The 19,571-nt window shown below is 67.8% G+C and carries 16 protein-coding genes; 12 read left to right on the plus strand and 4 right to left on the minus strand.

Going from position 1 to position 19,571, the window contains the following annotated elements:
- Window positions 1-16: 16 nt before the first annotated feature.
- Window positions 17-235, minus strand: a complete 219-nt coding sequence (locus ACSJJU_RS07650) for a hypothetical protein (RefSeq protein WP_435914741.1) — start codon at window positions 233-235, stop codon at window positions 17-19.
- A 138-nt stretch (window positions 236-373) separates the two neighbouring features.
- Window positions 374-1,513: a pyridoxal phosphate-dependent aminotransferase gene (locus ACSJJU_RS07655; RefSeq protein ID WP_435914742.1), complete on the minus strand. Its 1,140-nt coding sequence runs from the start codon at window positions 1,511-1,513 to the stop codon at window positions 374-376.
- A gap of 435 nt (window positions 1,514-1,948) precedes the next feature.
- Between ACSJJU_RS07655 and dnaE the strand changes: the two genes are divergently transcribed.
- From dnaE to fabZ, 12 genes are all read left to right on the plus strand, one after another.
- A complete protein-coding gene (gene dnaE, locus ACSJJU_RS07660; protein ID WP_435915074.1) occupies window positions 1,949-5,506 on the plus strand; it encodes a DNA polymerase III subunit alpha in 3,558 nt (1,185 codons plus the stop codon).
- A gap of 1,067 nt (window positions 5,507-6,573) precedes the next feature.
- Window positions 6,574-7,341, plus strand: a complete 768-nt coding sequence (gene rpsB, locus ACSJJU_RS07665) for a 30S ribosomal protein S2 (protein ID WP_435914743.1) — start codon at window positions 6,574-6,576, stop codon at window positions 7,339-7,341.
- 313 nt (window positions 7,342-7,654) lie between these two features.
- Window positions 7,655-8,587 (plus strand): translation elongation factor Ts, encoded by a 933-nt coding sequence (gene tsf / locus ACSJJU_RS07670; RefSeq protein ID WP_435914744.1) that lies wholly within the window; start codon window positions 7,655-7,657, stop codon window positions 8,585-8,587.
- Window positions 8,588-8,730: 143 nt separating this feature from the next.
- Window positions 8,731-9,456: a UMP kinase gene (gene pyrH, locus ACSJJU_RS07675; protein WP_435914745.1), complete on the plus strand. Its 726-nt coding sequence runs from the start codon at window positions 8,731-8,733 to the stop codon at window positions 9,454-9,456.
- Between the two features lie 17 nt (window positions 9,457-9,473).
- Window positions 9,474-10,031, plus strand: a complete 558-nt coding sequence (frr, locus tag ACSJJU_RS07680) for a ribosome recycling factor (RefSeq protein ID WP_435914747.1) — start codon at window positions 9,474-9,476, stop codon at window positions 10,029-10,031.
- Window positions 10,032-10,041: 10 nt separating this feature from the next.
- A complete protein-coding gene (locus tag ACSJJU_RS07685) occupies window positions 10,042-10,773 on the plus strand; it encodes an isoprenyl transferase (protein ID WP_435914748.1) in 732 nt (243 codons plus the stop codon).
- 6 nt (window positions 10,774-10,779) lie between these two features.
- Window positions 10,780-11,607, plus strand: a complete 828-nt coding sequence (locus ACSJJU_RS07690; protein WP_435914749.1) for a phosphatidate cytidylyltransferase — start codon at window positions 10,780-10,782, stop codon at window positions 11,605-11,607.
- Window positions 11,604-12,845, plus strand: coding sequence for a 1-deoxy-D-xylulose-5-phosphate reductoisomerase (locus ACSJJU_RS07695; protein ID WP_435914750.1), 1,242 nt, complete (start codon window positions 11,604-11,606; stop codon window positions 12,843-12,845). The genes ACSJJU_RS07690 and ACSJJU_RS07695 overlap by 4 nt, the downstream gene beginning before the upstream one ends.
- Window positions 12,846-12,850: 5 nt before the next feature.
- Window positions 12,851-13,996 carry an RIP metalloprotease RseP gene (gene rseP, locus ACSJJU_RS07700; protein ID WP_435914751.1) on the plus strand — a complete coding sequence of 382 codons (1,146 nt, stop codon included), beginning with the start codon at window positions 12,851-12,853 and terminating at the stop codon, window positions 13,994-13,996.
- Between the two features lie 51 nt (window positions 13,997-14,047).
- A complete protein-coding gene (gene bamA / locus ACSJJU_RS07705; protein WP_435914752.1) occupies window positions 14,048-16,636 on the plus strand; it encodes an outer membrane protein assembly factor BamA in 2,589 nt (862 codons plus the stop codon).
- Between the two features lie 16 nt (window positions 16,637-16,652).
- On the plus strand, window positions 16,653-17,246 hold the full coding sequence (locus tag ACSJJU_RS07710) for an OmpH family outer membrane protein (protein WP_435914754.1): 594 nt from the start codon (window positions 16,653-16,655) through the stop codon (window positions 17,244-17,246).
- A gap of 64 nt (window positions 17,247-17,310) precedes the next feature.
- Window positions 17,311-17,766 carry a 3-hydroxyacyl-ACP dehydratase FabZ gene (fabZ, locus tag ACSJJU_RS07715; protein WP_435914756.1) on the plus strand — a complete coding sequence of 152 codons (456 nt, stop codon included), beginning with the start codon at window positions 17,311-17,313 and terminating at the stop codon, window positions 17,764-17,766.
- Window positions 17,767-17,880: 114 nt separating this feature from the next.
- Here the strand turns inward: fabZ and ACSJJU_RS07720 are convergent, their stop codons facing one another.
- Both ACSJJU_RS07720 and ACSJJU_RS07725 read right to left on the minus strand, forming a co-directional pair.
- Window positions 17,881-19,197 (minus strand): hypothetical protein, encoded by a 1,317-nt coding sequence (locus tag ACSJJU_RS07720; RefSeq protein WP_435914757.1) that lies wholly within the window; start codon window positions 19,195-19,197, stop codon window positions 17,881-17,883.
- Complete coding sequence (locus tag ACSJJU_RS07725) at window positions 19,197-19,568, minus strand: SMR family transporter (RefSeq protein ID WP_435914758.1); 372 nt, start codon at window positions 19,566-19,568, stop codon at window positions 19,197-19,199. The genes ACSJJU_RS07720 and ACSJJU_RS07725 overlap by 1 nt, the downstream gene beginning before the upstream one ends.
- Window positions 19,569-19,571: the final 3 nt, after the last annotated feature.

Genomic DNA, 19,571 nt, shown 5'->3' on the forward strand with positions numbered 1-19,571 from the left:
CCAGAGCGTCGGGCAGTCAGCGCTTGTTCGTACCGCCGCCCTGCTGGCCTTGCTGGCCGCCGCCGCTGCTGCTGCCGCCGCCGCGCCCGCCCGTCTGGGAGTGCTGGCCGCCCTTGCGCCCGATCTCGGCCATGTGCTCGCGATCCTGGCTCACGGTCTCGCCGCCCTTGCGGCCGGCTTCCTCGCGGCTCATCTTGCCGCCCTGGCCGCCGCCCTGGTTCTTGTTCTGTGCCATCGATGCCTCCTCTGGTTGGTCGATGCTCCGGCTAGAAGGCCGGGCGGGAGGCAATGTTCCGCAATGCGGGGCGAACCGAGGAGCGGAAGGGGCAGGTCGTTGCCGAAGAGTCCCCGGGCAGGGGCAGCCGGGCCGGCCTCAGCGCGGCAGCCAGGCGTCCAGCCGGCGCAGCGCTTCCTCCACCTCCGGGGTCGAAACGGCAAAGGAGAAGCGCAGGAACCGCTGGCCCTCGACGGGGTCGAAGTCGATGCCCGGGGCGAGCGCCACCCCGGTCTCCCGCACGAGGCGGCGGCAGAAATCCAGGCTGTCGTTGGTGAGGTGGCCGATGTCGGCATAGACGTAGAAGGCGCCGTCGGGCGGGGCGATCCTGCCGATGCCCATGGCAGGCAGCCGCTCAAGCAGCAGCGCGCGGTTGGCGCGATAGACCTCCAGATGGCCGCGCAGCTCGTCATCCGCCCCGAGCGCGGCCAGCGCCGCGTGCTGGGCAAGGCTGGGCGGCGTCAGGAACATGTTGCCCGAAATGGTGGAGACGGCCTCGGCCTCGCTCTCGGGCACCACCAGCCAGCCCAGCCGCCAGCCCGCCATCGAGAAATACTTGGAGAAGCTGTTGACGACGATGACATCGTCCGAGAAGGCGAGCGCCGTCGCGGGCGCGTGGGCATAGCACAGGCCGTGGTAGATCTCGTCGGAGATCAGCCGGATGCCGCGCCGCCGGCACACCTCGGCAATGGCGGCCAGCTCGTCCGCCGTCAGCATGGTGCCGGTGGGGTTGGCGGGGCTTGCCACGATCACGCCGGCCGGCGCGGGGTTGAGCGCTTCGATGTGCGCGGCGGTGATCTGGTAGCGGCTCTCGGGCCCGCAGGGGATCTCCACCGGCTCCAGATGCATGGCGGTCAGCGTGTTGCGGTAGGCCGGATAGCCGGGCCGGGCCAGGGCCACCCGGTCGCCGGGGCGGAACAGGGCGGTGAAGGCCAGCACCAGCGCGCCGCTCGCGCCGAAGGTGGGGATGATGCGGTGGGGCGCGACCTCGACGCCGTATTCGGCGCGGTAGCGCGCCGCAAGCGCCTGCTTGAGCGGCACGCTCTCCCAGTAGCCCATCGGGTCGGCGTCCAGCACCGCGTGGGCGCGGGCGATGGCCGGCTGCGGCGCGCCGGTGGAGGGCTGGCCGAACTCCATGTGGATGATGGACCGCCCCTGCACCTTCAGCTCGTGGGCGAGGCGGGAGATGCCGATGGCGTGAAACGGCTCAACCTTCGGGCGGGGGCGGAACTGGGTCATGACGGCGCAACGCACTCCGGGGGAAAAAAGAAGACCCGGTTGTAACCGCCGGGGCGGTGAAGAGCAATCGGCCGGGAGCAGGGGGGACGGGCAGGGCGCGGGCAGGTTTATGGTCGTAGGTTGCCTGTTTGTTCTTGTGAGGGATCGTCCGAACGGCGTATTCTTCGCGGCATGACGCTGCTCCTTGCCCTCCTGCTGCTGTTCGGCCTCGGCCTTGCCGGGGTGGGCGGGGATCGCCTGGACGGCGTGCGGTTTGCAGGGCCTGCCCTCTTGCGGCGGGTGGGGCGCGGCTGGCGCTACCCAACGGCGGCGGGAGGCGCTACACAGGGCGTAACGGAGGGAGTCGCCGCCTCGCGCGCGGATCGCGCAGATGTGGCGCGGCACGGCGGCGCCTTCGCCATCCTGCCAACGGTTTCCAGCGGTTCCGACGCGAGCATGAGCACCAGCACGTCCACCCGGTTCGTCCACCTGAGGGTGCAGTCCGCCTATTCCTTGCTGGAAGGGTCGATGCACCCGAAGGACATCGCCAAGCTGTGCGTCAAGCACCATATGCCGGCGGCGGCGCTGACGGACCGCAACGTGCTGTTCGGGGCCATGGAGTTCTCCGACTACCTGATGGACTCCGGCGTCCAGCCCATCATCGGCTGCCTGCTCGGCGTGAAGCGCCCGGCGGTCGAGGGCGCCCAGACCAACAGCTTCACCGGCCCCAGGGCCACCTACGACAGCCTGGTGCTGCTGGCGCAGAACGAGACCGGCTACGCCAACCTCATCAAGCTGGTGTCGCGCGCCCACCTCGAAGGCACGGAAGGGGGCGAGCCGCCCCATGTGACGCTGGAGGCGTTCGAGGGGAAATCGGACGGGCTGATCGCGCTGACGGCGGGCTACGAGGGCGCGGTCGCGCGGCTGCTGGAAGCCGACCAGTGCCAGGCCGCCGAGGACTATCTCACCCGGCTGGAGGGGCTGTTCCCCGGCCGGCTCTATGTGGAGCTGACCCGCATCGGCGACGCGGCGGAGGCGAAGGTGGAGCCGCAGCTCATCGCGCTGGCCCACAAGCGGGGCGTGCCGCTGGTGGCCACCAACCCGGTGCTCTACGAGGCGCAGGATTTCCACGCGGCGCACGATGCCATGCTGTGCATCGCCGACAGCAGCTACGTGGACGAGCCGAACCGCCGCCGCTCCAACCCGGAGACGTGGTTCAAGTCGCCCCGGCAGATGGAAAAGCTGTTCCAGGACGTGCCGGAGGCGCTGGCCAATACGGTGGTCATCGCCCAGCGCTGCGCCGTCGCCGCGCCGGTGCGCAAGCCGATCCTGCCCAACTACGCCCCCGGCATGTCGGAGGCGGAGGTGGTGTCGGAGCGGGCGCGCCAGGGCCTGCAGGCGCGGCTGGAGAAGCACGTCTTCAAGCCGGAGGACGACGAGGCGACGCGGGAGGAGAAGGCGAAGGCCTACCGCGAGCGGCTGGAGTACGAGCTGGGCATCATCAACCAGATGGGCTTTCCCGGCTACTTCCTCATCGTGTCCGACTTCATCCAGTGGGCCAAGGACAACGGGATTCCGGTGGGGCCGGGGCGCGGCTCGGGCGCGGGCTCGCTGGTGGCGTGGGCCCTGGCGATCACCGACCTCGATCCGCTGCGCCTCGGCCTGCTGTTCGAGCGCTTCCTCAACCCGGAACGCGTCTCGATGCCGGACTTCGATATCGACTTCTGCGAAACCCGGCGCGGCGAGGTGATCCGCTACGTGCAGGAGAAGTACGGCCGCGACCAGGTGGCCCAGATCATCACCTTCGGTAAGCTGAAGGCCCGCGCGGTGGTGAAGGACGTGGGCCGCGTGCTCCAGATGTCCTACGGCCAGGTGGACTCCATCTCCAAGCTGATCCCCAACAATCCGGCCGACCCCAAGACGCTGGTGCAGGCGCTCGACGAGGTGCCCGAACTGCGCAAGAAGCGCTACCAGGAGAAGGGCGCGGACCGGCTGTTCGACATCGCCCTCAAGCTGGAGGGCATGTACCGCCACACCTCCACCCACGCGGCAGGCGTGGTGATCGGCGACCGGCCGCTGGACGAGCTGGTGCCGCTCTACCGCGACCCGCGCTCCGACATGCCGGTCACCCAGTTCGACATGAAGTGGGTGGAGAAGGCGGGTCTGGTGAAGTTCGACTTCCTCGGCCTCAAGACCCTGTCCGTGCTGCAGAAGGCGGTGGACTTCCTCAAGCAGCGCGGCATCGACCTCGATCTCTCGCGCATTCCGTGGGACGACCCGGCGGCGTTCGGCCTCCTGGCGCGCGGCGACACGGTCGGCGTGTTCCAGCTCGAATCCGAGGGTATGCGCCGCACCCTGGCCATGGTGAAGCCGGACAAGTTCGAGGACATCATCGCGCTCGTGGCGCTCTACCGCCCGGGCCCGATGGACAACATCCCCACCTACGCCAACCGCAAGCACGGGCTGGAGGAGCCCGACTACCTGCACCCCTGGCTGGAGCCGGTGCTGGCCGAGACCTACGGCGTCATCATCTACCAGGAACAGGTGATGCAGATCGCCCAGATCCTGGCGGGCTACAGCCTGGGCGAGGCGGACCTGCTGCGCCGCGCCATGGGCAAGAAGAAAAAGGAGGAGATGGACGCCCAGAAGGCCCGTTTCCTCGAAGGCGCCAAGGAAAAGGGCGTGGATGTGGCGACCGCCGACCACATCTTCGAACTGGTGGCCAAGTTCGCGGGCTACGGCTTCAACAAGTCCCACGCGGCGGCCTATGCGCTGGTGGCCTACCAGACCGCCTACCTCAAGGCCAACTACCCGGTGGAATTCTTCGCGGCGTCAATGTGTTACGACATGCACTTGACGGACAAGCTGAGCATTTTCGTCGAGGACATGAAGCGGCTCCAGCTGCCGCTGCTGCCGCCCGACGTGAACCGCTCCGAGGCCGAGTTCTCCGTCGAGACGCTGCCCGAGCCAACCCCCTCCGGCCAGACCCTCGCCGTGCGCTACGCCCTCGCGGCCCTCAAGGGCGTGGGCGAGAAGGCCATGGAAGGGGTGGTCGAGGAACGCAAGGCCAACGGCCCGTTCAAATCGCTGGCCGACTTCGCCGAACGCATCGACCCGCGCCTCGTCAACAAGAAGCAGCTGGAAGGCCTGGCCGCAGGCGGCGCCTTCGACTCGCTGGAGCCGAACCGGGCGGCGGTGCACGCCGGGCTGGAAGCCATCCTGAACTACGCCTCCTCCGCCGCCGAGGCACGGGCCAGCGCCCAGGTGAGCCTGTTCGGCGAGGCGACCGGCGTCGAGGCGCAGGCGCTGCAACTGCCCCGCGCCGAGCCCTGGCCGCTGACAACGCTGATGGACAAGGAACGAGAAGCCTTCGGCTTCTACTTCTCCGCCCATCCGCTCGACGCCTACACCCACGTGCTCAGGGCGCACAACGTCATCACCTACGCCCAGGCGATCAACTCCGAACCGCCCGCAACCGGCAACCGCATGCCCGTCACGCTGGCCGGCATGATCGAATCCGCCCGCTGGCGCCAGCCGCCGCCGCGCGACGGCAAGCAGGGCAACCGCTACCTGATGGTCGATATCAGCGACCAGTCCGGCCAGTACATGAGCATGTGCTTCGACGAGGAAGCTCAGGGGGGCATCGAACGGGCCGCCGCCGCAGGCGAGCTGGTCCTCATCGCCGGCGAACTCCTGTGGCGGGACGGGGACGAAGCCCCCCGCGTCACCATCCGCGGCGTCACCCCGCTCGAACAACTCGCCGACCGCACCCAGGCCGAGGTCACCGTGTTCATCCACTCCCGCGACCCGTTCCCGCAAATGGCCGGGCTGCTGGACCGCTGCAAGGGCGGGCGCGGACGGGTCAAGCTCCACCTGCGCCTCGACGCCGGACGTATGGCGGAAGTCATGCTCCCCGAACGCTACCGGGTCGACCCCAACCTGTGCGCCGCCCTCCGCTCCCTGCCAGGCATCGACGACGCCCGGCTGGTGATGGGCGGGCAGCCGCTGGGGTGAGGGGACTCCGGGGTAAGGCGGAACGTTCGTTGTTTTCTGCTTCGCATTGATTTGATTTGTTTTTTTGCAGAGGGTCTTGGACCCTCTGCACTCCCGTTCGTTTTTCGGGCCGCGTTTCCGGCGCCCTCTTGGCCGACGCCTCAGGAATGGGGGAATAACAGCAAGGGGGGAATAAAGGGGCCGCGCCCGTGTTCCAGCGCGTGGTGCCGGTTCGACCGGGGGCGGTCCGTGCAATCGGAGCGCGTCCGGGCATGATTGGGCCGCGCCCTTGTTTCAGCGCGTGGTGCCGGTTCGGCGAGGTGCGACCCGTGCAATCGGAGCGCGTCCGGGCATGATTGGGCCGCGCCCTTGTTCCAGTGCGTGGTGCCGGTTCGGCGGGGTGCGGTCCGTGCAATCGGAACGCGTCCGGGCATGATTGGGCCGTGCCCGTGTTCCAGCGCGTGGTGGCGGTTCGACCGGGTGCGGTCTGTGCAATCGGAGCGCGCTCGGGCATGATTGGGCCGCGCCCGTGTTCCAGCGCGTGGTGCCGGTTCGACCGGGGGCGGTCCGTGCAATCGGAGCGCGTCCGGGTATGATTGGGCCGCGCCCTTGTTCCAGTGTGTGGCGCCGGTTCGGCGGGGTGCGGTCCGTGCGATTGGAGCGCGCTCGGGCATGATTGGGCCGTACCCTTGTTCCAGCGCGTGGTGCCGGTTTGACCGGGTGCGGTCCGTGCAATCGGAGCGCGCTTGGGCATGATTGGGCCGCGCCCTTGTTCCAGAGTGCTGTGCCGGTCAGGCCGGGTGCGGTGCGTTGAAACGAATGGGGGATGCAAGGGGGTCCGAGACCCCCTTGCGAAGACTTCAGGGGTCCGAGACCCCTTGTGAAGAATTGAAAGGCCCCCCTGTGAAGGGGTGGAGCTTCCAGGTCCTGTCCCGCTTCGTTTCTCCTGTTTTCCGGGAACGGATGGCTTGATTTCCGGGGCGGGCTGGGGTAATGCCGCCGCCATCTCACACGCGGGGGCGAGCCTTCCCGGTGGGCCGAAAGGCCGAAACCCCCGCGGCGGATACAACTGGAGAAGGAGAGAACGTATGGCGGTTCCCGTCGTTACGATGCAGCAGCTGCTGGAAGCTGGTGCGCACTTTGGTCACCAAACCCACCGCTGGAACCCGCGCATGGCGCCGTACATTTTCGGCGAGCGCAATGGTGTCCACATCATCGACCTGTCGCAGACCGTGCCGCTCTTTGCGCGTGCGCTGCAGTTCATCCGTGATGTGACTGCTGCCGGCGGCAAGATTCTGTTTGTCGGCACCAAGCGTCAGGCTCAGGATCCGGTGGCCGAGGCTGCTGCCCGCTGCGGCCAGTACTATGTGAACCACCGCTGGCTCGGCGGCATGCTGACCAACTGGCGCACCATCAGCCAGTCGATCCGCCGTCTGAAGCAGATCGAGGAGCGTCTGTCGGGTTCGACCCAGGGCCTCACCAAGAAGGAAATTCTGAAGATGACCCGCGACCGCGACAAGCTCGCCCAGTCGCTGGGCGGCATCCGCGACATGGGCGGTCTGCCGGATGTCATCTTCATCATCGACACCAACAAGGAAAACATCGCGATCCACGAGGCCAACACCCTTGGCATCCCCGTGGTCGCCATCCTTGACACCAACTGCAAGCCGGACGGCATTGCGTTCCCGATCCCGGGCAACGACGACGCCAGCCGCGCGATCAAGCTGTACTGCGATGCCATCGCCGACGCCGTTCTCGACGGCAAGGTGAACGAGCAGGTTCGCAGGGGTCAGGACATCGGCGCTCTCGAGCAGCCGGTGGAGCCGGCCCTGGCCGACGCTCCGGCCGCTCAGTAAGACCAAACCGGGCGACCCGGGGCGTGCGGTTGCGCGCTCCGGGTCGATCCCGATCCGCCCGGGCCCGTTCCCGGGTGCGCTCGCAAGAGCCCGGATTACCGCTCGACAAGAGCATGGACGCATTGACGTGTTGCTTCCGCATCTGCGGGACGCCATCGCGGTATCAAACGTATTCCCCCGTGTTCGCGGAGTGATGCTTCGGCCCGGCCGGGGCAGCCGTTGACGAAAAAGGCGTCGGCGCGCCGCCCGCGAGGGGTATCCGCGGCGGCGGCACGTTGCGAGAACGATTGCGATCAGACCGAAGGGATGAGACATGGCTGAGATTTCTGCGAGCCTGGTGAAGGAACTGCGCGAGAAGACCGGCGCCGGCATGATGGACTGCAAGAAGGCGCTGAACGAGACCGGTGGCGACCTGGAAGCGGCCGTCGACTGGCTGCGGACCAAGGGTCTGGCCGCTGCCGCCAAGAAGGCGGGCCGCGTGGCCGCCGAGGGTCTGATCGGCGTTGCCGTTGCCGGCAACAAGGGCGCGGTCGTCGAGGTGAACTCCGAGACCGACTTCGTCGCCAAGAACGAGATTTTCCAGAACTTCGTCCGCGTGGTCACCGAGATCGCGCTGGAGAAGGGCACCTCCGACATCAACGAAGTCGCCAACGCGGCCTACCCGGGCGGCACCGGCACCGTGGCCGAGCAGCTGACCCAGAACATCGCCAACATCGGCGAGAATCAGTCGCTGCGCCGCGCCGGCACCCTTGAGGTGTCGCAGGGCGTGGTCGCCGGTTACGTGCACGGCGCGATTGCCCCGGGCATCGGCAAGATCGGCGTGCTCGTCGCGCTCGAATCGGCTGGTGACGCGGCGAAGCTGGAGGCGCTGGGCAAGCAGATCGCCATGCACGTGGCGGCCGCCAGCCCGCTGGCGCTGGACGAGACCGGCCTCGACCCGCAGACCCTGGAGCGCGAGCGCGCCATTGCCGCCGAGAAGGCCGCTGCTTCCGGCAAGCCCGCCGAGATCGTCAACAAGATGGTCGAAGGCGCGCTGCGCAAGTTCAAGGAAGAGGTGGTGCTGCTGAACCAGGTCTTCGTCATCGACGGCAAGACCAAGGTGGCGGACGTGGTTGCCCAGGCCGGCAAGGACGTGGGCGCGCCGGTGACCCTCAAGGGCTACCTGCGCTTCCAGCTGGGCGAGGGCATCGAGAAGCAGACCAGCGACTTCGCGGCTGAAGTTGCGGCTGCCGCCGGCTCGAACTAAACCGAAGTGTTGGCAGGACCGGTCAGCGCCTTTAAGGTGCTGGCCGGTTTTGCGTGTCTGGGAGGCGCGCCCGGCAATTCGGCCCGGAGCGCGCCAGACAACAAAGATCTGGGCAAGAGAGATCAGGGAGAGGGATGGGGACTATGACGGCGCGGCGGCGATTTAACCGGGTCCTCCTCAAACTCTCCGGCGAATCCCTGATGGGCACCGGGCAGTACGGCATCGACCCGGCCACGGTGGAGCGGATTGCGGTGGAAGTGAAGCTGGCGCGGGACGCCGGTTTCCAGATCTGCCTGGTGGTGGGCGGCGGAAACATCTTCCGCGGTCTGGCCGCGGCCGCGAAGGGTTTCGACCGGGCCTCGGCCGACTACATGGGCATGCTCGCCACCGTCATGAACGCGCTGGCGGTACAGAACGCGCTTGAGCACATGGGCGTCGAGACGCGGGTGCAGAGCGCGATCCCGATGGCCAGCGTGTGCGAGCCTTACATCCGCCGCCGTGCGGTGCGGCACATGGAGAAGGGCCGGATCGTCATCTTCGCGGCGGGCACCGGCAACCCGTTCTTCACCACCGATACGGCCGCGGCGCTGCGCGCAGCGGAGATGGGCTGCGACGCCCTGCTCAAGGGCACGCAGGTGGACGGCGTCTACACCGCCGATCCCAAGAAGGACCCGACCGCCCGCCGCTACGAGACCTTGAGCTTCAACAAGGTTCTGGCCGACAATCTTCAGGTTCTGGATGCGTCTGCGGTCGCGCTTTGCCGTGACAACCGCATTCCGATTGTGGTCTTTTCCATTCACGAACACGGGAACCTTGCCCGGGTGCTTGAAGGCACCGGCACGGCAACCATTATCAGCAACGACGCCTGACAACGGGGCACGACATCATGAGCAGCTACGACAAAGCCGATCTTGAGCGCCGCATGCGCGGCGCGCTGGAAACCCTGAAGCACGACCTGGCCGGCCTGCGCACCGGCCGGGCCTCGACCTCGCTTCTCGATCCGATCGTGGTGGAAGTCTATGGCGCCAACATGCCGCTGAACCAGGTGGCCACCGTCACTGCCCCCGAGCCGCGCATGCTCTCCGTGCAGGTGTGGGACCGCGCCAACGCCCATGCGGTGGAGAAGGCGCTGCGCTCGTCGGGCCTCGGCCTCAACCCGATCGCCGAGGGCCAGGTCATCCGCCTGCCGATCCCCGAGCTGACCGAGGAGCGCCGCAAGGAGCTGGCCAAGCTGTCCAACCAGTATGCGGAGAAGGCCCGCATCGCCGTGCGCAACGTGCGCCGGGACGGCATGGACGCCCTCAAGAAGGCGGAGAAGGACGGCGAGATCGGCCAGGACGAGCACAAGCGCCGCGCCGACGAGATCCAGAAGCTCACCGACAAGATCATCGGCGAGATCGACGCCGCTGCGGCGGCCAAGGAAAAAGAGATCCTCGGGAAGTGATAGGCCGACTTTGACCGCGACCGCACCCTCGCGCGTGGCGGCGCCTCCGCCGCCGCGGCACATCGCCATCATCATGGACGGCAATGGCCGCTGGGCCAAACGGCGGCTTCTGCCGCGCGCCCTCGGCCACCGTCAGGGGGCGGAGGCTGTGCGGCGCACGGTCTCGGCCTGCGGCGAAATGGGCGTGAGCTACCTCACGCTCTACGCCTTCTCGTCGGAGAACTGGAAGCGTCCGCCCGAGGAGGTGGACGACCTGATGAGCCTCCTGCGCCATTACCTGCGCAACGAGGTGGCGGAGCTCAACGCCCGCAACGTGCGGCTGAGGGTGATCGGCGACCGCACGCGCCTGTCGGACGACGTGGTGGCGCTGGTCAACGAATCCGAGGCGCTGACGGCGAACAACACCGGCCTGACGCTGGTGCTGGCGCTGAACTACGGCGCGCAGGCGGAAATCACCGCCGCCGTGCGGGAGATTGCCCGCAAGGCCAAGGCCGGGCTCATCGATCCCGAGGCGGTGACCGAGGCGACCGTCGCCGAGCATCTGCTGACCCGCGACATCCCCGACCCGGACCTGATCATCCGCACCTCGGGCGAGCAGCGGCTGTCCAACTTCCTGCTGTGGCAGGCGGCCTACGCCGAGCTGGTGTTCGTGCCGTGCCTGTGGCCCGACTTCGACCGTGACGCGCTGGAAGCCGCCCTGGCGGATTACCAGCAGCGCGAGCGGCGCTTCGGCGGACGGTAGGCAGCCGTGGCGGGGGGGAACGCTCAGGCCACATCCGACCTCAAGACCCGCGCCGTCGCCGGCGTGGCGATGGCGGCCGTCGCGACGGGGCTGCTGTGGCTGGGCGGCATGGTCTTTCTCGCGCTGGCGCTGGTCGTCAGCGCGCTGGTGCTGCGGGAGTGGTGCACCATCACCCGGGCGGCCAGCCCGCGCGTCCTCTATCTGATCGCTCTCACCGTGCTGGCGGCCAGCTTCGGCCTCGCCAGCGGCGGCCGCTGGGCGGTCGCCGCCGCTCTGGCGCCGGGGGTGGGGGCGGTTCTGGCGCTGGTGGGCGTGGTGGCCAGGGTGCGTGCGGCCCGCTGGGTTGGCGCGGGACTGGTCTACGCCACCGTGCCCGGGCTGGCGCTGGTGTGGCTGCGCAGCCAGCCGGAGGGCTTCCGGCTGGTGCTGTGGCTGATGCTGGCGGTGGTGCTCACCGACACCTGCGCCTACTTCGCCGGGCGGCGCTTTGGCGGCCCGAAGCTGGCGCCGCGCCTCTCCCCCAAGAAGACCTGGTCCGGCCTCATCGGCGGCATGGCCGGGGCGGCGCTGGGGAGCTGGGTGCTGGGCGCGGCGTTTGGCCTGACGCTGGAGGCCTCCGGCCTGCTGGCGGGTGCGGCCGCGGCGCTCGCGGTGGTGGCGCAGGCGGGGGATCTGGGTGAATCCGCGCTCAAGCGCGCGTTCGACGTGAAAGATTCCGGCAGCATTCTCCCCGGACATGGAGGTATCATGGACCGGGTGGATGGTCTGATCGCAGCGGCCGCCGTCGTGGCGCTGGCCGAACTGCTCGGGCTGGGAATAGGAGCCATTCTGTGAGTGCACGGCCCATCACGATCCTTGGCGCGACCGGCTCGATCGGCCGCTCGACGCTCGATCTGATCGGGCGCAACCCGGAGAAATACCGGTGTGTCGCGCTCACTGCCAACAGCAATGTGGTGGAGCTGGCGGCGGCGGCCCGGACGTTCCGGCCCGAGGTGGCCGTGGTGGCCGACGAGAAGGCCTATGGCGCGCTGAAGGAGGCCCTCAGCGGCACCAACATCGAGGTGGCGGCCGGGGCGCAGGCGGTGGTGGAAGCGGCCGAGCGCCCGGCGGAGTGGGTGATGTCGGCGATCGTCGGCGCGGCGGGCCTGCAACCGACCCTGAAGGCCGCCGAGCGGGGCGCGACCGTCGCGCTCGCCAACAAGGAATCGCTGGTGTGCGCGGGCGACCTGGTGACGCGCGCTGCCAACGACAGCGGCGGGCGGCTGCTGCCGGTGGATTCCGAACACAACGCCATCCATCAGGTGTTCGACTACCAGCGCCCCGAGCGGGTGGCGCGGGTGATCCTGACCGCCTCGGGTGGGCCGTTCCGCTGCATGAGCCGGGAGGACATGGCGCAGGTGACGCGGGAGCAGGCGCTGAGCCACCCGGTCTGGTCCATGGGCGCCAAGATCTCCATCGATTCGGCGACGCTCATGAACAAGGGGCTGGAGCTGATCGAGGCGCACCACCTGTTCCCGGTCTCGGTTGATCAGCTGGATGTGCTGGTGCATCCCCAGTCGGTGGTGCACTCGATGGTCGAGTATGTGGACGGCTCGGTGCTCGCCCAGCTGGGCACGCCGGACATGCGCACGCCCATCGCCTATACGCTCGCCTGGCCGGATCGAATCGAGACTCCCAGCAAACGCCTGGACCTGGCGGCGATTGGCCAGCTCACCTTCGAGCGGCCGGACCCGGAACGCTTTCCGGCGCTGAATCTGGCCTGGTCGGCGCTTCGCGCTGGCGAGGGGGCCCCGGCCGTGCTCAACGCTGCCAATGAAGTGGCCGTCCAGGCGTTTCTGGACGGTCGTATCGGGTTTCTTGATATTGCCGCAATCGTTGCGGAAGTTCTGAACAGGCTGGGCGCGCCGAAGATCGGAAGCCTGGCCGACGTGATGACTGTAGACGCCGAGGCGCGTCGTGCCGCACAATCCGTGGTCGAGGCGCGCGGCAGCGCCCCGGTGTTGGTTCGGGCAAACACCGCCGCTTCGGCGGCAGGATCAAGGGACGCCGCCTCCGCGGCTGGAAGAAGGTAACACGGATGGTTGAACTGCCGCAGCCCGGTCTCTTCTTTACCATCGTGATCTTCCTCGTCGTTCTGGGGATCCTGGTCTTCATCCACGAGTGGGGCCACTACATCGCCGGGCGGATCTTCAAGACCCGCATCGACAGCTTCTCCATCGGCTTCGGCCGCGAAATCCTGGGCTGGACCGACAAGGCCGGCACCCGCTGGCGGCTCTCGGTGCTGCCTTTCGGCGGTTACGTGAAGTTCGCGGGCGACCAGAACGGCGCCAGCCTGCCGAGCCCGGAGGCCATCGCCGCCATGACGCCGGAGGAGCGGGCGGGCACGTTCGCGCTGAAGCCGGTGTGGCAGCGGGCCATCATCGTGGCGGCGGGTCCGCTGGTGAACTTCCTGTTCGCCATCGTCATCTTCGCCGGCTTCTTCATGACCATCGGCCAGCAGTTCACCCCGGCGCGGGTGACCGAGGTGATGCCGGACAGCCCGGCAGCGGAAGCGGGCTTCGAGCCGGGGGATCTCATCCTCTCCGTCAACGGGGCGCGGATCGATTCCTTCGAGGAGGTGCGCGACCGCGTGCGCCTCTACTCGGGGCAGGGCGTGCTGCGCATGGAGGTGGAGCGCAACGGCGTCGTGCGCGAGCTGACCGTGCAACCGCAGCGCATCGAGGACCGGGACCCGTTCGGCAACGTCTATGTGCGCGGGCAGGTGGGGCTGCTCGGGGGTATGCCGGAGCTGGTGCGCCGCGGGCCGATCGAGGCCTTCTACTACGCGACCGAGGCCACCATCGACCTGACCGTGATGATGGCCAAGGGGCTGAAGGAAATCGTCACCGGAGACCGCTCGGTCAAGGAGCTGGGCGGGCCGGTGAAGATCGCCCAGGTGTCGGGACAACATGCCTCGCTCGGCCTTCTGGCGCTCATCAGCTTCATGGCGCTCATCTCGCTCAACCTGGGCTTCGTCAACTTGCTGCCCGTGCCCATGCTTGACGGTGGGCATTTGTTTCTCTACGCGATCGAGGCTGTTCGAGGCCGTCCGGTCAGCCAGAAGGTGCAGGAATGGGCGTTTCTTGCCGGATTTACTCTGGTGGTGTCCTTGATGGTGTTTCTCACCTGGAACGACCTAGCGTCCTTCGGGCTGTGGGACCACATCTCGGGCCTGCTCGGTTGATCGCGTTCTTCTTTCATTAAATTTGGCATCAGCGGGACAGGGGCAACACGCGTGAGTTCTAGGGGTAATTTCCGGTCTTCGGCATCAACGCTGGCCGCTCTGCTGACGGTGACGACGGCGCTCACGCCGATTGTCGCCAGCGCCCAGCAGGCGGGACCGGCCGCGCCGGCAGGGCCCGCCGCACCGGCCCAGACGCAGGAGCAGGCGCCGGGGCAGGCCGCCGCGCCGGCCGAGGCAGGGCAGGGGCAGCAGGCCGCCGCGCCGGCCACTGCGGAACAGCGCACGATCCGCGCCATCGCCATCGAGGGCAACCAGCGCCTCGAACCGGAGACGGTGCGCTCGTACATGAACCTGAGCGTGGGCGACCCTTATGACCGGGACGTGCTGGACCAGGCACTGAAGCGCCTGTTCTCCACCGAGTTCTTCGCGGACGTGCAGATTCGCGACAACGACGGCATCATCACCGTGGTGGTGCGCGAGAACCCCATCATCAACCGCATCGTCTTCGAGGGGAACAAGAGCCTCAAGGAAGACAAGCTGCGCCCGGAAGTGAAGCTGGCCCCGCGCCAGATCTTCACCCGCTCCAAGGTGCGGGCGGACGTGGCGCGCATCCTGGAGCTGGCCCGCCGCTCCGGCCGCTTCGCCGCCTCGGTCAACCCGGTGGCGATCCAGCTGCCGCAGAACCGCATCGACCTGGTGTTCGAGATCACCGAGGGGCCCAAGTCCAAGGTCCGCCAGATCAACATCATCGGCAACGCGAAGTTCTCGGACGGCGATCTGCGCGGCGAGATGGCGACCCGCCAGTCCCGCTGGTGGCGCTTCCTCACCTCCAACGACACCTATGACCCGGACCGCACCGCCTACGACCGCGAGAAGCTGCGTCAGTTCTACCTGACGGAAGGCTATGCGGACTTCCGCGTGGTCTCGGTGGCCTCGGAGCTGGCGCCCAACCGCCGCGACTTCATCCAGACCTACGTGGTGGAGGAAGGCGAGCGCTACAAGTTCGGCAAGATCGATGTGGAAAGCCGCATCCGCGACCTGAAGCCCGAGCTGCTGCGTGGGCTCATCCAGATCAAGGAAGGCAGCTGGTACAACGCCAAGCAGATCGAAACCACCATCGAGAGCCTGACCGAGACGGCCGGCCTGTTCGGTTACGCATTTGCGGATATCCGTCCGCAGATCAACCGCAACAAGGAAGACCTGACGATGGACGTGACGTTCGTCGTCAACGAGGCGCCGCGCGTCTACGTGGAGCGCATCGACATCAACGGCAACGTGCGCACGCTGGACAAGGTGGTGCGCCGCGAGTTCCGTCTGGCCGAGGGCGATCCGTTCAACAGCTTCAAGGTGCGCCGCTCCCGCGACCGTATCCAGTCGCTCGGCTTCTTCCAGGAAAAGCTGGAGATCGAGCAGAAGCCGGGCTCGTCGCCCGACCGGGTGGTGCTGGAAGTCAACGTCGAAGAAAAGTCCACCGGCGAGTTGCAGGTGGGCGCGGGCTTCTCCTCGATCGAGAGCTTCATCGCCGACGTGTCGATCACCGAGCGCAACCTGCTCGGCAAGGGCCAGGAAGCGCGGCTGGGCTTCACCCTGTCCAGCTACCGCAACGAAATCGACTTCTCGTTCACCGAGCCCTACTTCATGGACCGGAACCTGGCGGCAGGTCTCGACATCTACCGGCGCGACCTCAACAGCTTCCGCTTCAACAACGTGGGCAACGACGACCGCCAGACCACCTACGAGGAGGTCACCACCGGTTTCCGTCTGCGCTCGGGCTTCCCGATCACGGAATTCTGGTCGCTGGGTCTGCGCTACGGCCTGTCGCAGGCGGAAGTGTCGCTGGACAAGAGCGTCTACTTCACCAACGGCAAGTGTAACCTGTTCACCGCCGGCAGCTACCTCTGCGACCTGGTCGGCCCGACCGGCAAGTCCAACCGCACCACCTCGTCGCTCGGCTACACGCTGGTGTTCGACAACCGCGACAACGCCATCCGCCCGAGCCGGGGCCAGCGCTTCACCTTCAGCCAGGACGTCGCCGGTGTCGGCGGCGGCGTGAAGTACGTGAACAGCCGCATCGACTACGACCGTTACTGGCGCCTGTTCGGCAGCAACTGGGTGCTGCGCACCGGCGCCGAAGGCGGTGCGGTGTTCGGCTGGGGCGGCCAGAACGTGCGCATCAACGACCGCTACTTCCTCGGCGGCCCGCGCATCCGCGGCTTCGAGATCCGCGGTATCGGTCCGCGCTCGGTGCGTACCTGCACCAAGGAAGGCGTGACCGCCAAGAGCTGCACGTCCGAAGGGCTGTCCTACGACGACCCGCTGGGCGGCGAGTTCTACTACCTCGGCAGCATGGAGCTGGAGGTGCCTCTGGGCGCAGCCGCCAGCGAAATGGGTCTGCGGACCTCCGCCTACGTGGACGTGGGCAGCCTCTGGAAAATCAGCAAGGCATCCGCCGTCGGCACCACCCCGGGCATCACCGAGGAGCTGTTGGGCGATACGCCGAGCCCGCGCGTATCCGTCGGCATCGGCGTCTCGTGGAACTCTCCGTTCGGCCCGTTCCGCATTGACCTTGCCAAAGCACTGGTCAAGGAGGAAGGTGACGACACCGAAGTCTTCCAGTTCAACATAGGGACGAATTTTTAAGATGAAGAAAATTCTTTTGACCGCAGCGGTTTCCGCAGGCCTGGGCTTCGCCATGATCAGCCCGGTGATGGCGCAGCAGGCTGCCGCGCCGGCCGCTGCCGCGCAATCGCCGTACCTGGTGATCGACCTGAACCGCGTTGTTCTGGAATCGGCCGCGCTGAAGGCCGCCCAGCCGACCCTGGACGCCAAGAAGAATGCCTTCGAGAGCAAGCTGAAGACCTATCAGGATCAGCTCTCCGCCGATGCCAAGGCCCTGCAGCAGCAGGCCGAATCCGGCATCGCCGCGCCGGACGTGCTCCAGGCCAAGCAGCGCGAGCTTCAGGAAAAGGCCCAGAAGGCCGACCAGGAAGTGCAGCAGCTGCGCAACGACTTCGCCCGCACCACGGCCTTCGTCGAGAACCAGATCCTGAACGGCTCCAAGCCGGTCATTGACCAGCTCATCAAGGAGCGCGGCGCGACCCTCGTGCTGAACCGCGACGCGGTGGTGTTCGCCAGCCCGAGCATCGACATCACCGGTGACGTGATCGCCCGGATGCAGCAGACCCTGCCGACCGTGTCCACCACGCCGCCGGCGCCGCAGCAGTCCGCCGCTCCGGCCGACAAGAAGTAAGCACGACGCGACGTTCAACCGATTGCAGACGTAACGATCACAGCCGTACAGGGGGTATGCGTTCATGAGCGGGACCGCTGAAACCGTAACGATTGATCTCAAGCGGATCATGGAGATGATCCCGCATCGCTACCCCATGTTGCTGGTGGATCGGGTTGAGCAGGTGGAAGAAGGCTCGGCGGTGGGCATCAAGGCCGTCACCATGAACGAGCCCTTCTTCCAGGGGCACTTCCCGGGGCATCCGGTGATGCCCGGCGTGCTGATCATCGAGGCCATGGCGCAGACGGCGGCCGTGCACGCCGTGCACACCATGGGCGCGGACGCCGAGGGCAAGCTCGTGTTCTTCATGAGCATCGACAACGCCAAGTTCCGCAAGCCGGTGGAGCCGGGCGTTCTCCTGCAACTGCGCGTGACGCAGACGCAGGTGCGCGGCCCGGTCCGCAAGTATCGGGGTGAAGCCTATGTGGGCGACACCAAGATGGCCGAGGCCGACTTCGCCGCGATGATCGCCAACGGGTAAGGGGACCCCATCCGCTCGCACACGCGACCGGACTGGAAGAACTTGCAGGGGGAAAGGCCGGGGTTCGCGCCCCGGCCTTTTTCTTTTGGCCGGGCGAATCCGCGCCCGGCGGGCTCAGGGCGTGAGCGGCCGGGCGGGCGGACTGTAGGCCGCCAGTTCCCCGGCCATGCCCGCGAGGACTGCCCAATCGCCGGCGGCAAGGCCGAGGATCACCGCGCCCAGCGCGATCCGGCCGGGCCAGGACTCGCTCCACGGGGACGCGAGGCAAGCGGCCACCAGCACCATGGCGGGCGTGTGCCAGTACACCGAGTAGAGGAAGGTGTTCGTGCCGAACGCGCTGAACAGCAGGGCATAGCTCAGGAGGGAGGCAAGGGCCCCCATGCCGAACACGCGCCACTGGCCGCCGCGCCGCCAGGCGATGGTGGCCCCCAGCCCGCAGAGGGTGAGGCCGCCGAGCCAGAGGAGGGCTGCCGCAGGGGTGAAGGGCAGGCCGTTGTAGGTGGCCATGATCGGGATCGGACCGCTCAGGCTGGCGAGCGTGTCGGGCCGGAAAAGGGGCATGGTCGGGACGACGCCCCGCGCAAGGCGCTCGGGAAAGCGGGCGATGTTCTCCAGCGCGCGCTCGGGCGTCGCGAAATGGCGCTGGAAGAAGCCGGCCTGATGGCTCACCGGGTCATGGCCGGGGCGGGGCGTGAGGGTGCCCGTCGCCCCGGCGATGGCGTAGCCAAGGCCGCAGGCGACCACCAGCAGCACCGCGCCGCTGGCGACGCTGCGCAGAAAGGCCGGCCGCAGGCGCAGGCCCCGCAGGTGCTGCCAGCAGAGGCCGAACCAGCCGACGTGGATGACGTTGGAAACGGTGACGCCGACCGCGCACAGGCCGGCGAGCCACCAGCCGCGCGCCAGCCAGCGCGCCGCGCCCGAGGCCAGCCGCAGGGCCAGCCACAGGATCAGCGCCATGAGCGTCGCCGAGAGGGCGTAACTGTCCGGCACCGCGCCGAACACCACCGGGGCGAAGGAGAGGGAGCCGATCAGCGTGGCGGCCGAGGCCTGCCAGACCGACAGGTCCAGAATGCGGAACGACAGGAAGAAGAACAGGGCTCTGGCGGCAGCGAAGGCGCCGAGTAGCCAGGGCAGCGTGGACTGCCGCCATGCTTCATCGTTCGCAACCAGCCCGGCGGCGGCGAGGGCCTTGCTCAGTGCCTTGAGCGGCAGGCCGGTGAGGGCGTTGAGCAGCGGGTGATTGAAGGTGAAGGTGGCCCAGGCATGGGCGATGGCACCCGCGCTGTTATTGGGGTCCGTATCGAAGATCACGTTGTACTGGGAGAACAGGCCGAGCCCGGCCCAGTGGCGGGCGAGCCCGCTCTCCCCGGCAAAGGCCAGCAGGCAGAGGAGCGCCACCGGCCAGACGCTGCTCAGGGATGCCCGCTGCATCAGCTGCTCCGCGCGACCAGCACCGCGCCGACGGCGATGATGACCGTCCCCGCAAGACGGGCGGCATTGATCTGCTCGCCGAGGAACAGGGCGCTGACGGCCATGGTGAGCACGAAGCCCAGCCCCACGAAGGGATAGGCGAAGGAGAGCTCCACCTTCGACAGCACCAGGATCCAGACGATCGCCGACAGCCCGTAGAGGATGAGCCCCGCCACGATCAGGGGCGACATCAGGAGGGCGAGGAGGCGGGCGCCCATGCCGCCCGCGACGGCGGCCGCCGCCGGGGAACCGGCACCCAGTTTCAGCACCACCTGCGCCAGCGAGGACAGGCTGATGCTCGTGACCAGAAGGAGAATGACCTGAAGGTTCATGGG

It is taken from the genome of Pedomonas sp. V897 (assembly GCF_051304405.1).
In the GTDB taxonomy this organism is placed as follows: Bacteria; Pseudomonadota; Alphaproteobacteria; order Sphingomonadales; family Sphingomonadaceae; genus Pedomonas.